The following is a 16,783-nucleotide window of genomic DNA, read 5'->3' on the forward strand; positions in this document are numbered from 1 at the left end:
TCAGAAAAAATTTCTGATTTATTTTTTATTAACTAGCTGAATATTGGTCTGTTTTAATTTTTAATAAGAACTCTATAGCAAATTGAATTGCTGGTCAAAATTCATGTGCTTGGTTTGTATAATCTCAACCTTTTACTTCTATCGTTCCTTCTCTACGACTTCCTAATGACATAAGTCAATAATATGAACCATTATGTTCCAAAGCAGAAGTGAATTTTTGATAGTCATTTGCTGTACCATCTATATTATTAGATATTTGACTTGTAAAAATATTTCCTAAATTACTTCCACCTAATATTGGTCTATATTTACCATTTTCTCACACTTGTAAGAAACGTGTATTTTGATCACCTAAACCTAATTGAATTGCTGGTAGAGAATAAATTTCAGAAGCACGGTAGTCATTTGGTAGTTTAGCATGTTCATTTTTATACCTAATTTCTATAAATGCTTTTACAAGTTTATCAGTCAATCAATCCACTCATTTTTGTCTTAATGTTAATTTAGCAGAAGTATTTAGAGGATTTAAAGATGTATAATCTGCTGTTGTATTAGGGACTCATCCATTTAAGTAGTTTAATAATTCAGCAAAAACTCTCATTGTTCAACCATCTTGAAAAGCTAATCTAGAAATAGGATTTGAATCTAAGTTTGGTCCACCTGAATGATGTGCTAAACCAGAGTATTCATAATTGAACCTAACTTTATTTGTTTGTCTAAAGATTAAAGCTTCAGCATATGTTGAACCTGAATAATTATGATTTGTTCCGTAATTTACAAGTTTAGCAGTTGTTCTATTGCTTTTGTCTGTTGTATAGATATATTCACCTAATGGAGTGTTATTTTCTGTTTTAGCATAGAATTTAATTGATTTAATTTTGTAATTAAATCCTGCTTTTAATTGAGATCTATTTAAATAAATTCTTCAATTATGATTAATTGTTCTATTGTTTCCTGTTGTAGAAGTAGAATCAATATAATTACTATTTATAGTAATTAAATTATTTGTAACCAAGTTTTGATTTTTATTAATTGGTGTTGCATTCCCAGTATTTGCTAATACTTCTAATTGAACTTCTACATTTTTACTTGTATCAATTAAAAGATTTTCTCCAGTTAATCCTGAAACAGTAACATAATAATTATATGTTGCTTCAATTAAATCTCTTCCTGATACTGAACTATATTCTTCATCATATGATGGTCTAAATGAAGCTCTAACATCATTTGCAATAATATAACTTTTTGTTATATTAAAGTTTTGTGATCTATTTGTTTCAAAATATGTATCAAAAGTATCATTACTATTAATAATATCATTTGAGTTTCTATTATTTGTATTAGATCATACTAACTTATCAAAAGAATATTGCCCATTGTCATTGAATGAATTTACATTGAAGGTAAATCTTAAATTAGTACTTGTTAATTGTATAGGTTGTGATACTACTTTTTGACCTGAAGTATTACGTGCAACTAAATATAAATACTTATTATGTCTAGCTCCATTTGACTTATTTAACGTTACATTGACATTAACATTTTCATTTATATAATTGCTATGTTCAGGTATAAAATTTTTAACTTCATAATATGATAATAATTCATTATATAAGTTTCTTAATTCATTAATATTTCTTGAACTATTTCTTCTTTGTTCAAAATCACTACGTTTATTTGGATTAGTTATTTTATTAATTTCTGGATTAATCTTATTAATTTCTGCATTATAGATTTTAATTGCATTATTTTTAACATCTAAATATTGCGATTCTGTTGCAGATGGATTATTAAGTGTATTTAAGTATGAATTATATTCATTTGCACCTTGAATTTTATTTAATTCTCTTTGAGCTTCATTTTTTAATTCATTTAATTTATTAATTGTTTGGGTTTGTTTTTCTTGAATTGTACCTTCAGTTAATGTGTTTAAATTGTCAAAACCTTCATTTAACCTTAAGTTATTGATAGTATTTGTACTTAATCTGTTAATTACTTGTAATGCTTGTGAACGTTTGTTAGTAATTTCGTTATTAACTGATTGAATTACTTGTTCATATTCTAATTCTGTATTATTATCAGTTAATTTATTAAAGTTTGTTCCATATAAATTATTAGTTACTAATAATCTTAAATTTTCTCTGGTAGCATTATTTTTAACATTGTTTAAGTGTTCTTGAACTTCTTGTTTTGCTCTTAAAATATTTGCAGGGCTTTGTGTAACTGAATTAATAATTGCTGATTTTTCATTTTTGAATGTTCCATCTTTTAATCTTCTTAATAATTCAGGAGTACCTGCACGAGATACTTCACGATTATATCTTTCTACTTCTGACCTTAATTGATCTACACTTTCTTTAGTTCCAAGTGAATTTAATCTATTATTAAATTCATTTTTCTTATTATTGTCTATTACTTGATTAATTACATTTTTAGTTAAATCAATTGCAGATTTTAAAGGATTAATTTTTGTTTCAATATTAATTACATTATAGATTGTTTTTGCATTTGATAATTCATTTAATAAAGTATTTTTATTTCCTTGTTGTGTGAATGTATTATTAATTGTTGTTCTTGCTTGATCAATTCTTCTTTTTAGAGCTTTTGCTGTATTAGTTACATTGTTGTATCCAGAAATATCATTTTCTAAATTAAATTGGTTTTGTAATGTACTTCTATTACCTTGATCTAATGCATTAATTGCATTTTGTGCTTCTTGTCTTGCTTTTGCAAGTTTCATATCATTAATAATAGTTTGTAATGTATTTACATCATTAGCTGAATTAATTCTATTTAAGAAATTATTTCTATCTGTATTTGATAACACTGAAAGAGTATTATGTACAGTTTTAGCTTCATGGACTTTGTTTGCAATTGCTTGTAATGAACTTTTAATTGTATCAATTTCAGCAATAGTATCAGCATTTGCAGAATTTCTCACATTAGAAAAATGTGCTTTATGTTGTGGATGATTTGCAAATAAGCGATCAATTGTACTTTGTAAATCATTTGATTTATTAACAGTATTAGTTGCAATATTTTTTAATGATAATAATCCATCACCATTATTTCTAGTTTGATTTAATCTATTATTTAAATCTGTTCTTGCATTACTTGGCATTTTATTAATTTCTGCTTGAACTTCTGCTATTAAATTATTTAATCTAGTGTCTGCTTTAGATTTTTCTCCATTAATTATATTAATATCATCTGAACTATTAACAATGTTTCTTGGATTTGACTGTTCTGATGCAGGTAGTTTAGCAATTGAATTTAATGCAGCTTGTTTTGCGCTTTGTAATTCTCTAGCTTCTCTGTTTAATTGCTCATCTACTCTACGTTCTAAATCTGTTAGATTAGTGTTTCTATCATCTGCTAGTCTATTAAATTCATTTTTCTTAGATATATCTTTAATACCTGCTATTTTGTCTTTAATTCTATCTGCTTCAGAAAGTTTTTGAGTTTTTCTTTCAACTTCAATTAATTTTGAACGTGTATCAGTTCCTGGATTATTTATTTCAGTTAATAATGCTGTTTTTTGATCCGAATCAACTAATCTATTTGTTTGAACTAATACTCTTGTTTTTCTATTTTCAAATATGTTTTGTGATTCTGCTTTAATTGAATCAAATTGGTCTTGTGATGGATTAGAAATAGCTCTTTCTAGTAATGGTTTTAATCTATTATAATCATCTTTTTCATTAGAGTATTCTCTAATTCTCAATAAATAATCATCAACATTAATTTTTTCTAATGATGCTTCTGCTTCCCTTTGTAATCTTGATAATTCATTTTGTAAGTTAGTGATTGCATTTTCTATTGCAACTTGGTTGTCTGCAACTCCTTGATTTGCTCTTAGTACATCATTACTTGTATTAAATTTATTTCTTAAATTAGATAATTCATTAAGTTTTTCATTAATAATATTTTGAGCTTGTCTTCCAATTGCTAATGCTTCTTCTGGTGTTGCTGAATTATTAATAGCATTTAACATATTAGTTTTTTCGTTAGAATCTTTTAATTTGTTAACAGAATTTCTTGCTTGACCTTTAGCTTGTGCTAAAGCATTTTCAGAACCTAAAGCATTAATTGCTTTAGTACGTACTTCATTTGCTGATTCAACTGTTCCTGCTTTTTGTAATTCTGCTTCTAATTCATGTTTTTTATCTTCTTCTCCAAGTTTATTAATTTCTTCTTGAGCGTGTTCTTTTGCTTTAGTTAGAATTTGAGTTTCTAATTCTTTTAATCTTGCAATAGTATCTTTATCTACTACACTAAATTGTGAATTATCCTTAACTAATTTATTTATTTTGTTTTGAGCATCTCTTCTCGCATTATTAAATGTTCTAGTTGCAATATCAATAATTCTATTTAATTCATCTTCATTTGCTGCATTTTCTAAATCTGATTTAAGTTGAATTTCTGAAATATGACCTGCTAATTTAGCAACAGAATTTGTAGCTTGAGTTTTTTTGTTATTAAATTCTTGAATTGCTTGATTTTTAGCATTTGTAATTTCTGAAATATCAGTTGTATTGTTGATTGTGTTTAATAGTGTTTGTTTTTTAATATTACCACCTGATAATTTATTAATTTCTACCAATGCATCTTGTCTTGCTGATTCTAAATCAATATTATTAATAATATTTTGAAGTTCTTGTTTAGTTGAAGCATTATTTAATTGATTTTCATAATCAGATCTTGATTCTGGATTTTGTACTTGATTTAATTTACTTAATCCTTGTTCTTTTAGAGATTGTAATTCATTATTTAGTTTATTAATATAGTCTTCATATGCTTGTTGTTTATCAGTTGCTATAACATTATTTAGTTCACCATTTTTTTCATTACCAAATTTCTTAGTTAATTCTTGCGCTGATGTTTTTAAATTTTTTAAAAAGTCTAATGCTTGATTTTTAACTTCCTGAATCTCAGATTGTTTAATTGCTTGATTTAATTTTGCTTCTAATGAAAGTCTTGGTTCAAAGTTCTCTGATAATTTATTCAATATATTCTTAGTTGCATCATAATCATTTTTTAAAATATCTATTGCTTCTTGTTGTTTGTTATTTACTTCAACTGGATTTTGTGTGTTTGCAATAGTATTTTCTAATTCTAAACGTTTATTAATATCAATATCTATTCTAGCAATGATGTTATTTGCTCTATTTTTTAAAGTTCCTAAATCTACAACTTCCTTACGTCTTTGTGCTTCAATATCATCTAACAATTGTTCCAATTCTTTAATTTTATTATTTTTTTCTTCTAAAGTATTTGGGCGAGTGTTAATGATATTATTTAATCTTTGTTCAAAATCTTTTTTATCTACAACATTTTTAATTTCTGAATTAACTTGATTTGCTTTATGATAAACATCTGAACTAAGTTTTAATTTATCTATAGTTTCATAATTAGTTGCATTTGGTAATTCATTTAATAATGTATCTCTTTGGTCTGAAACAGAATTGTGAATATATGTTTGAGCATCATTTTTTAGATTTTCAAACAATTCATTAATTTCATCTTTAATTCTTAATAAATTAGGTTCTGAATTATTTGGTTGATTAATTTGATTTAAATATTCATTATGTTTAGGATGACCAACTAATTTTGCTAATTCAGTTAATGCTTGTTGTTTTGTATTTTCAATTAAAACTTGAGCTTTGTCTTTAACTGCTTTAATTTCAGGTATTGTGTGTGCATTTTTTAATTCTTCGTCTAGTGTTGATTTAGAATTAGTTTTATCTATAATTGCTTGAGCTTCTTGTTTTGCAGTTAATAAATCTATTGATTGATTTAATTTATCTTGATTAATTGCTGATTTGATTTCATTTAATGTTGAAATATCAGTTGCTTGATTAATTTGATTTAAATAATCTTTTTTATCTTGTAAACCGTTTAATAATTCTTTTGTTTCTTCTTTAGATTTTATTAATCTTGCTTGATTTTTAATCTCGTTTAATTTTTGTATTGTTTGATTGTTTGCATCATCTTTTTGGGTTAAAAGTTTTTGCTTTTCTGTTTCATCAGTAATTTGGTTTATAGTATTTGTTAAACTATCTTTATTTATTTTGAATATCTGTATTGCTTGATCTTTAATTTTATTTATTTCATATTCACTTTGTGCAGTTGTTAATAAATTAGTTAGGTTGTCTTTTGAAGAATCATCTGTTAATTTATTAACTTCAATAAATGCCAAGTCTTTTTGCATTTGAATTTGTTTTTTAATTTCTTCTTTAACTGCTAAGACTTGTTCTTTGGTTGTAGCATTATTAACTGTAGTTAATAAATCATTATTTTTTAATAAAAGTGCTAATTCTTCTTTTACTTGGTCTTTTAGTAAAGATAATTCATTATTTTGATTTCTTTGTTGGTTTTGAATTTCATTATAAACATTTAATAAATCATCAATAATAGTAATAAATTTTTGTTTGTTTTCATTTATGGTTGTAATATTGTTGATTTTAGTTATAAATTCATTCTTTTTAGTTTCATCTAATAAGGTATTGTTTAATTCAAGTACAATGTTTTTCATCAATTCATTTGCTTTAGTTAGTTCAGCATCTAATGAATTAGTTGAACCACTTGAATTGATTGCATTTTGGATTGTAGAAATTTCTGTTTCTTTATTATTATTTGGTATTTTATCTAATTTAGATTTGTATAATGATTTAACAGAATTTAAATAATTTACTATGTCTACACTTGAAATTTCATTTAATTTTTGTTCAGTATTTGTTTGATCAACTTTTGAAGTTAATGAAGTAAATATTTGATTATGTCATGGTGCATCATTTTCTCTGTTTGATGGTTGAATCTTAGTATTTAATTCATTTTTAACAGTAGTTTTAATTCTCTGAATTTCAGTTTCTACATCATTGATAACTTGATTTACTACTTCAACTGTTGTAGCATTATTTAATGTATTTGTTAATTCTACTCTTTTTGCATTAGTTTCTAATAAACGTTTTAGTTCTTCAGTTGCTAATTCTTTAGAAAAATCTAAATCACTAATTTGATTTTTTAGTTTTTCATTAACTTTGTTTTTCAATACATCTAAGGATTGTTTATCGTTTGAATTATTTAATTCAGATAATAAATTATTTTTACTTTCTGAATCTAAAATTCTATTAATATTTTTTTGAATCGCTTCTTTTTGTAATTGATTTTCTATCTCTATACTAATTTCATCTAATGTTTGTAAATTAAGAGCATTGTTTAATTTGTTTTGTAATTCTGTTCTTTTTTCAGAATCGATAATTTTGTTTAACTCAACTACTAGTTCTGTTTGTCTTCTTGAGAAAATATTGTTTGCATCAGATGCAATTTGATTAATTTCAGATTCAGAATTAGATGAATCTAAGAGTGATTGATAGGTATTTTTTAATTCTTTATTTACTAATTTATTAACTGCTTGTTGAGTTTGTGATTTTTGTTCGTTTAAATAAGCATTAATTTTTGCTATAACAACTTGACCTTGTTCTAGAGAACGAACATTATTAATATCTGATTGTATTTCATTATGTTTTGGTGTATTTTGATTAATTAATTTATTTAACTCAGTTGCTTGAGTAATTAAATTACTAATATCTTTATTTTCATTTGATTTAGCATTTATTTGATTAATGATTTCATTTAATTCTTCATTGTTTTTGGCATTATTAATTTTTTGAATAAAATCACGTCTTTGTTCAGGGAATAAATTCTTGTTTGTTAGTGAATTTATTGCAGATTCTTTTTTGATTTGTAATTTAATTAATTCTTGTATTTCTTTTAATCTAGCAATTGTATTTGCTTTATTAATTAACTCAGTAAATTCTGATTTTTTGGATAAAATAACTACTTTGTCTAATAATGATAAGGCTTGTGTTTTTTCACTATTAAAGATTTCTTCCATTACCTTTATATCATCTATTAAATCCGATTCTAAGACAGTTTTTTTATCATATGAATTTAGTTTATCTCTAAATTTATCTTTATTCGTTTGATCACCTGTTAATTTTTCTATTAGTTGTTCATATTCAGTTCAATTGTGGTTAATAATTTCAATGACTCTATCTCTTTGTGACTTAGAGGTTAATTCACTTGTTCATAAATCTTTGCTAATGATATGAGATTTATCTTTTAATCTATCAACATAGCTTTGAGTTTTATTATTATATTCACTTAATTTAATATCAACTTGTTGTGAAACTAAAAGCATTTCAGATTCAGTATTAACTTGTTCTAATTTATTCAATAATTCTTGATTGATATTGCTTGAAACTGAAATAACAGTGTTTATTTTTTGTTGAATATCACTTTTTAGATTATTTAAATAATTTGATGCTATATTTTTAATATTATTAATAGTTGCTTCAGTATTAGCATTGTTAATTTGTCTTGTTAATCATGCATTATCTATTAACTTATTAATTTCTTCTTGTGCTTGATTTCTTAAATTATTTATTTCATCATTTAATTCTTTTAAAACTAAATCTACGCTTTGTATATTTTTGCTTGATTGAATCTTATCTCTTAATTCTTGAATTTTAGTTTCATTAATTAATCTATTTATAACTTCGTTTTTAGCACTACGTTTTTTGTCTTCTAATTCACTTTGTTCTAATAATATTGTGTTGTTTATATTATTTAATAAACTTCTTGAGTATGGTAATGTAATTAAATGTTTAGTAGATTCATCATCATATTTATTTGTTTCATTTGTAAATAATTCAATGTTATTAGGTTTGTATAATTGAGATATTTTTGATTTAACTGTATTTATATTGTTTTGTATTTCGGTTGTTTCTTTTTGTAGTTGTTCGTCTACTTTTGTTGCAACGCTATTAATTTCATTTTCAGTATTTGCTAAATCTAATAATTTTTGTAATTCTTGTTGTTTTTCTATATCTTCTATTTTGTCTATTTTTTCTTGTATAGATTGTTTTTGATTTGTTGAATTAATTAAGCTTTGTAATTCTTGTTTTAAATTATTTAACTCACTGATATTTTTTGCATTATTTAATTTTTCTGTAAATTCAACTTTTAATACATCATTATTTAAATTATTTAAATCTTGAATAATTTCTGATTTTTTATCAGAAAAAGCATTATTTGCTAATTTAATAATATTATTAAAATCATCTTCAGAAACAGCAAGATTTAATTTGTTATTTAAATCCTCATTTAGAGTTTGATCTCCTTCTGTTTTTAAAATTGCTTGTGTTGTTTTTTCTTTTATTTCATTTAAAAGAGAGGTTGCTTTTTGTTCTAAAACTTGTGCTTTTGCAAGAGTATCAGTATTTAATAAATCATTAAATAAATTTGGTTTATTTTCATTATTATCACTTAATTTTAAAATATCATTTTTAATCTTTTCTTTTAATGTATTTAAAGATGATTCTTGAGCAATTAAATCATTATCTATATTTTGTTCCAATTCTTTTAAATCAGAAAGGTTATTTATATCAACCAATCTTGATGGATAATCTTTTTGATCAAATAAATAATCTAATTTATTTTTTATCTTATTTTTTAATCTTTGAATTTCTAACTCATTATCAACAACTTCTGAAAGATTATTTAAATCATCTATATTTTGTGCTTGATTTAATTTTTGTCTTAGTTCAACAACTTTAATATTGTCTTTTATTTTATTTATATCAGAATTTATAATTGATTTTTGAATGTTAAATACTTCTCTAGAATCCTTTAAATTATTTAATACATTGTAAATTTCTGTTCTAACTTGAATAAGTTTTTCTCTAATTTCAACTTGGTTTATATTCGGTTGATTATTTGAATCATTCATTGCTGATTCAATTAATCCTTTAACTCTATTTTTTTCTTCATTATTATTAATATTATCTGCTAATAAAATTAACTCATCATGAAGAACTTTATTATCTGATTCACGTTGATGATAATCTTGAGCATTATTTTTTATTGAATATATTTCATGTTTTTTAGTTACTGTATCTAATTGAGATTTAAGTTCTTCTTTTTTGGTATTATGATTTATTTTCTGAATTTCTTCTAATGCTGATTTTTTATCATCTGATAATGTTAGTAAATCATTAAGTTGATTTTTAATTTCTAATAAATTATTTAAATTAGTTTCACTGTCAATTTGATTTTTTAAATCTGCTACATTTTCTTTATTGTCTAATTGGTTGTAGATGTCATTGGTTTGTTTTTTGGTTTCTTGTACTGAATTTAAATTCTTTACTTCATCTAATAAATTATTAAATTGACCAAAATTAGAATCAGCATTATTTTTTAAGTTATTAAATTTCTCTGTTAATTCTTGTTTTTTAGCATCTAAATTAGAATCAGCGATTGAGTTTAATGAATTTTCTATATCAGATTTAATGTTATTAAGTATGTTAGATGCATCATTTTTTATTTTATTTATTTCTGATTCTGTGTTTGAATTCACTAATTTTAGTTCTAAATCATTTTTATCTTGAGAATTACCTTGCAATAAATCAACTTGTTTTTTTGCTTCACTTCTTGCTTGATCTAGAATTTCGTTAATTTTATTTGCAATATCTTTTATTGCTTGAACATCATTTGCATCATTTAATTTTTGGTTAAATTCTTCTCGTTTTTCTTGATTTAATTTGTTAATTAAATTATTAACATCGTTTTTTAATTTATTAAGACTTAATAATTTATCCAATTCTTCTGAAATTGTATCAAGTTCTTTTATTGAATTAGAGGAATTGATATCTTGATTATATCTTGTTTTTATTTCATTTGTTAAGTCTGATTGCTTTACTCTTTCTAAAAGTATTTTTTTCTTAGCATTAAGCAATCCATCTAAACCTGAAGATTTTTTGATTTCTTCTTCTAGTTTTCTTTTAACTTCTGTTAATTCATCTAAATTTCTTGAGTCATTAATTGAATTTATAAAATCATTTCTTTTATTAGAATCTAATACACGATTGCTTAAATTAAGTAATTGATCTTTTATGTTTTCAAAATCCTTATTATCTTCAGAAACTAATAATTTTTGAATTTTTTGTTTTATTTCTTCTAATTCTTTATCTGATGAAGCATTGTTTAAATCATTGTATATTTCTTGTTTGTCATCTTTATCATTAATTTTTCTTGCTTGTTCAACTATTGGAAGAACTTTATTTAATAATTGATTTAATTCTTCTAGTTTATTTAAGTTATCTTTTGCTTGTGATTTTAAATTAATGTATTTTTCTTTTAATTCATCAGGTAATAAAGAAATTTGATTAGTTATTTCTTCATTTAAATTACTTATTCTTTGTTTTTGATCTGATAAATATTTATTTAAATCATTTAATGATTCACCAGTGTTTTTTGAAGATAAGTCTGAAAGTAATTTATCAGTCACATTATCACTTAGTATATTATTTTGTAAATCATTAATTTTTTGATCAAATTGTATTACATTGTTTAAACTTTTAACAAAATCCAATAATTCATCTATTGTTTTTGATTTAGATAAAGTATCTGTTATCTTTTCTTTATCAAGATTTTTAATTAGTGATAATTTAGAAGAAACATTGTTTTCAATAGTTCTTTTTAAGTTATTTAAAATTCTATCTAAGTCATTAAATTGTTCATTTTTAAAATACTTATCTGGAAGTTTATTTAATTCTTCTTCAATTAAATCTACTGGTACATCTAAGTTTCTTAAAGAATTTATATAATCTTGTGTTTTATTGTATTTTTCTTCGTAACTACTTGCATTATTACTTCAAACTCATGTTATAGCAATTGATGTACCTGTAGCAATACTTGACATTGCTATTGAAGTTATAAATAATTGCAAACCTTTTTTATTTTTTAACATTTTAATTCCTTTCAACTGAGAATTTATCAAAATAAGAAAAATATTCCCAGTTTTATTTCTAAAAATTTGTTTATAAAATTATAAATTGAATTTTTTAATATTTTTACGTTTATAAAAAAAAAAAAAAACTTTTTTGTCCTTTGTTATAGTGTTAAAAGGAAAATTTAAAAAAATTTGTTTTTTTGTTAATTTCTAAATCTTAAAAATTTTAAAAAATCATTTTCATTTAAATATGTTTTTAAAACTTAAAAATTAAAAATTTATAATTTTTTAATGAAATATATTTCATTAAAAAATCAAAATTTTATGTTTTTTAAAGTATTTTTTTAAAAAAAGTAAAATAAATGAAAAAAATATGAAATAAAATATGGAAATTATCATTTTCACGAGAAAATAAATAATTCTAAAATTGACTATAAATGTTTTTTGTTAGTTTAAAAACTAAAATACTAAATAACATTAAAAAAAACTTATTTTGCTATGTCATAGGCAAATAAGTTAATAATTTTAAGAATTAGTTATTATTTTTAATATAAAAGTTTATAATATAAAAATATATAAAGCATTATAATTTATATATTTGAAGGAGAACTATGGATAACAAAAATAAATTAAATTTTATTCGATTTAGAAAAGAAGAAATAGCCTATGCTATAGCAAAAGAAAAAAACAAAAATAACAAATTAATCCAAAAACAAAAAGAAAGGGAATTACCAATTTATAAAAAAAGTCTTTTTGTTAATTTAATTTTAACTTCAGTTGCTTTGATAATTATTATAGGTTTGCTATTAGTAGCATTTTATATAGGTAAAACTTTATAGTATGAAAAGGAGTTAATGTGGAAAATCAAACTATATTAACAGTTATTTTAATTTTTGTTATCTTTTGTTTTTTAACTTTAATATTGTTTTTTGTGTTTCTAAACTGAACAAATATCCATAGTTTCATAGTTTCTAAAATTAAGAAAAATAGATATGATAAAATCGGAAAAAGTTCTCAGATAAGATTAATAAATCAATTAAGAGAAAGTGTTGAATATTTATCTAAAACTAAAACAGGTGCGCTAATAACAATTGAAAACAATGATAATCTTGATAACTTAAGAACAGATGGGATTATTGTTAATGCTAATATTTCAAGTGCTTTATTAATTTCTATTTTTAACAAGTATTCTCCATTACATGATGGTGCTGTGATTATTAGAGATGCAAAAATATACTATGCTTCTACTTTTTATAAAATAACTAGTAAATCTGTAAATTCAGAATATGGTTCAAGACATCGTGCTGCTATAGGTATTTCCGAACAATCAGATGCAATCACAATAATAGTTTCTGAAGAAACAGGTACAGTTAGAATATTAAAAAAATCCAAAATACATAAAGTTAAATTAGAAGAATTTCAAGAAGAATTAATTAAATTTTTAAAGGACTAAAATGGAAAAAGATCAAAGAGAATTTAATAAGAACTTGCTTATTTTAGAACTTCAAGAATTAATTAATTCAAAAAGTGTTAAATCACTTAGAGAACTAGAAGAAGACATACCTCATGCAGATTTTGCAAAAGCTTTAGAAGAGTTAAGTATAGAAGACCAAATTTATGTTTTAAGAATTTTAAAAACAGAAGAAGCAGCCGAAATATTTTCTTATTTAGATGATGATATCAAGCTAAATCTAGTTAATTCTTTTACAGACGATTTAGGACAAAAGGTTTTACAAGAAATTGAAACCGATGAATTAGCAGACTTAATAGAAGAATTACCTGCTAACATAACTCGTAAAATACTTTCTCAAACCCCTAAAGAAAAAAGAGACAAAATTAATCAAATTCTTTCTTATACAAATGACCAGGTAGGTAGTTTTATGAGAGTGGATATTTCAATTTTAAAAGACTCCTGAAATTGTAAAAAAGCACTTAATAAAATTAGAAAAGACTATAATCAAAATATTTTAATGGGTCATAATTTTTATATTGTAAATGAAAATGGCTATTTAATAGGTGATATCACTTTAGAGGAATTAGTATTTAGTAATGAAGAGCAAACACTTTCTGAATTATATAATGCTGTTACTAGTGTTAAACCAACTGATGATAAAGAATATGCAGCTCAAGTATTCTCAAATCACGATAAATCCACTTTGCCAGTAATAACAAATGATAATAGATTAATCGGTATGATTACTTCTGATGATATTATTGATGTTATACAAGAAGAAGCGACTCAAGATATTTATAAAATGGCGGGGATAAATCCTACTGCAGCTGAAGAAAATTATTTAAAAACCAGAATACTAAGTATTGTTAAATCACGTGTTTTATGATTAATTATTTTAATGATATCAGCAACTCTTTCTCAATTTATAATACAAGAATTTACTAATCTGAGTGAAAATTTCTTAGATAGTTTGCAAATAACTGTTTCAACTGCAGTAGTTGTTTCATTAATACCTATTATAAGCGGTGCAGCAGGTAATGCTGGTTCACAATCTTCAACAACAATAACACGGGCTGCTGCTTTAGGCGATTTTGACAATAATGAATATAAAAAGGTTATTTTTAAAGAAATTATAGTAGGAACTATAATTGGTGGAATAATGTTTTTAGTAAATATTATGAGATTATATATATATTATGCTATTCCGTATTTCAGAGAAGGTGCAAAAGATTGAAGTACATTAAGTTTCATCATAATAGCTAGTTCTCTTTCGTTGTGATTAGTTGTTATATTTGCAAAATTCTTAGGAACAATTATTCCTTTATTGGCCATAAAGTTCAAAAAAGATCCAGCAGTTATGTCTGCTCCAATTCTTGCTACATTATCAGATGCACTAGCTACACTAATCTTTTTTGGTTTAAATTTATTAGTATTGTATTTAGCGTACATTTCCGGGATAATAGGTGAAAGCAATACAAATAGCCAAAATATTACACAATATATAAATATTTTTACAGAACTCAATATGAGTTTAAATTTAGTATATTAGGAAGATAAAATGGAAGAAAATATTATTATAGAAAAGGCAAAAATCCTTGCTGAAAGATATTTAGAATTGAACAAAGAATTATCAGAAATCAAAAAAGAAGTTAAGGATTTATTAAAAGAATACAATCAGGAAGTCAATGAAAGATTATCGAATGGTGGTTTTTTAATATATGAAAAGCCTGAAGATAAAGAAATTATAAATAATAAAAAAGTCACTGCTTTATTGTTCGATTTATTAATTCAACTAAATAATGGACAATTAATAACTCCTCCGAGCGAAGAAGAAATAAAAAGAGATGTAACAAAAAACTGTGTAGAAGTAAAAAGTTATAATTGAAGATTAAAAATAAAAAAATAGGAGAATAATGAATAATCAAACATTCTTTTCAGCAGAAGCTGGTAATATAATAATTTGAGTTGTCTTAGCAATTATTTTATGTTTATTAATTGTATATTTTTTATATCAATTTATTAAAGGTAAAATCGAAAAAAAACGAACTAAACAAGCAACAGAGGAATTCGAAAAAAATTCATCTATTTACTGATATGAAATAGTTATAAAAATTAATAAATTAATACTTTTAAATAAATATACTCATGATAATTTTGTGCCTAGTATTGGAAAATACACAATGTCGGAGATAAACCGTGCCACAAAAAATGTTATAGATCAAATTTTTGATGAGTATGAGTTTAAAAACTTTATCTTACAAAATCCTAAGTTTCAAAAAGAAATTCAAGAATTAGATATGCTAAGAGATTTAAATTCTAATTTATGACAAAAGAAGTTAGAAAAAGTTTTAACTGATTTTAATAACTATGAAGAAACTGCATTAAATGAAGCAAAAAACTCTATAAGAACTTCATTAGAAAACTTAAAAACTAAAGAAGAATTAAACATATGAATGGAAGAAAAATATTATTCTGCATTAAATAAAATTAAAGAAAGTAATAATGAATAATTTTTATAAAAAACTAAATTTACCTAATAAATTAACTTTAATGAGAATAATATTTGTTATTCCTTTGATTTTTTTTATGAGTTTTAATGTTTTTATATTTAAACAATACAACCCATATTCAAATATGTTAATATCATTTAAATCATATTTATCAGTTTGACCTTCTGTTGTATTTTTTGTATTTAATATTTTTATCCTAACAATATTTATTTTAGCAATGGTAACAGATTATTATGATGGAAAAATAGCAAGAAGCCAGAACTTAGTTTCTACTTTTGGAAAATTGTGAGATCCTATTGCAGATAAATTAATTACAACTACTACATTAATTTATTTATCAATTATATGGCTAACTCCTTATTGAGTAGTTATTTTATTTATTTTAAGAGATATTATTGTTGACGGATGCAGAGGTCTTTTAATAAAAAATAATCAAGATGTCTCAGCTAGTTTTTGAGGAAAAGCAAAGACAATGATTTTAAGTATAGGAATTATTTTAGTTTTGTTATTCTCAATACTTTTTCATTTTATGAATTCACCTGTTTATATTAACAATATAAGTTGATGATTTTTAATTATTAATATACCAATCTTTGTTTCTTTATTTTTTTCTTGTTTTTCTGGTTATTTATATATTAAAAAAGCTTGAAAATTTATGTTTTAATGTAGAAAAATATTCGGGAACCGAATATTTTTAATTAAAAAACAAGCTTATTATAATAATTCAAAGCAAATAAATTTTAAATATTATAAATTTATTCATTTTCTATTATTTGACTTAAAATAGGTTCAATCTCTGAAATTATTCGATAGCGTAAAAAATCAAAAACATTCATATAAGAATATTGGTTATGTTGGTTTAAAAAATGTAAAGAGAACAAATATAAAAGTTTTAAGTTTAGGAAATAGTGAATATATTGAAAACTTGAATGAGAATTACAAATCAATAATCGATAAAATAATTTCAAAATATGATGAAAACACAAATCCAGTACTATTGAAAAATTTGATTATAGAAAGTTTAAA

Annotated in this window: 7 protein-coding genes; 6 read left to right on the top strand and 1 reads right to left on the bottom strand. The window is 23.2% G+C overall.

From position 1 onward, the window contains the following. Positions 1-28 precede the first annotated feature (28 nt). Positions 29-11,812: a hypothetical protein gene (locus tag T405_RS01450; protein ID WP_036430357.1), complete on the bottom strand. Its 11,784-nt coding sequence runs from the start codon at positions 11,810-11,812 to the stop codon at positions 29-31. A 593-nt stretch (positions 11,813-12,405) separates the two neighbouring features. On the opposite strand from T405_RS01450, the gene T405_RS01455 reads away from it, so the two are divergent. The 6 genes from T405_RS01455 (at position 12,406) to pgsA (ending at position 16,421) form a co-directional block, all read left to right on the top strand. Further along, positions 12,406-12,633, top strand: a complete 228-nt coding sequence (locus T405_RS01455) for a hypothetical protein (RefSeq protein WP_036430359.1) — start codon at positions 12,406-12,408, stop codon at positions 12,631-12,633. Positions 12,634-12,704: 71 nt separating this feature from the next. Continuing rightward, positions 12,705-13,247 carry a diadenylate cyclase gene (locus T405_RS01460; protein ID WP_411911593.1) on the top strand — a complete coding sequence of 181 codons (543 nt, stop codon included), beginning with the start codon at positions 12,705-12,707 and terminating at the stop codon, positions 13,245-13,247. A gap of 1 nt (position 13,248) precedes the next feature. Further along, entirely contained in the window at positions 13,249-14,796 is a 1,548-nt protein-coding gene (mgtE, locus tag T405_RS01465) for a magnesium transporter (protein WP_084271895.1), read from the top strand. A 9-nt stretch (positions 14,797-14,805) separates the two neighbouring features. After that, on the top strand, positions 14,806-15,153 hold the full coding sequence (locus T405_RS01470) for a hypothetical protein (RefSeq protein ID WP_036430362.1): 348 nt from the start codon (positions 14,806-14,808) through the stop codon (positions 15,151-15,153). 7 nt (positions 15,154-15,160) lie between these two features. Next, positions 15,161-15,757, top strand: coding sequence for an MHJ_0274 family protein (locus T405_RS01475; RefSeq protein ID WP_036430363.1), 597 nt, complete (start codon positions 15,161-15,163; stop codon positions 15,755-15,757). Continuing rightward, positions 15,750-16,421, top strand: coding sequence for a CDP-diacylglycerol--glycerol-3-phosphate 3-phosphatidyltransferase (pgsA, locus tag T405_RS01480; protein WP_036430366.1), 672 nt, complete (start codon positions 15,750-15,752; stop codon positions 16,419-16,421). Before T405_RS01475 ends, pgsA begins: the two co-directional genes overlap by 8 nt. Positions 16,422-16,783 lie beyond the last annotated feature (362 nt).

Origin of the sequence: Mycoplasmopsis felis ATCC 23391, from assembly GCF_000701865.1 — a bacterium.
Lineage (GTDB): Bacteria > Bacillota_I > Bacilli_A > Mycoplasmatales > Metamycoplasmataceae > Mycoplasmopsis > Mycoplasmopsis felis.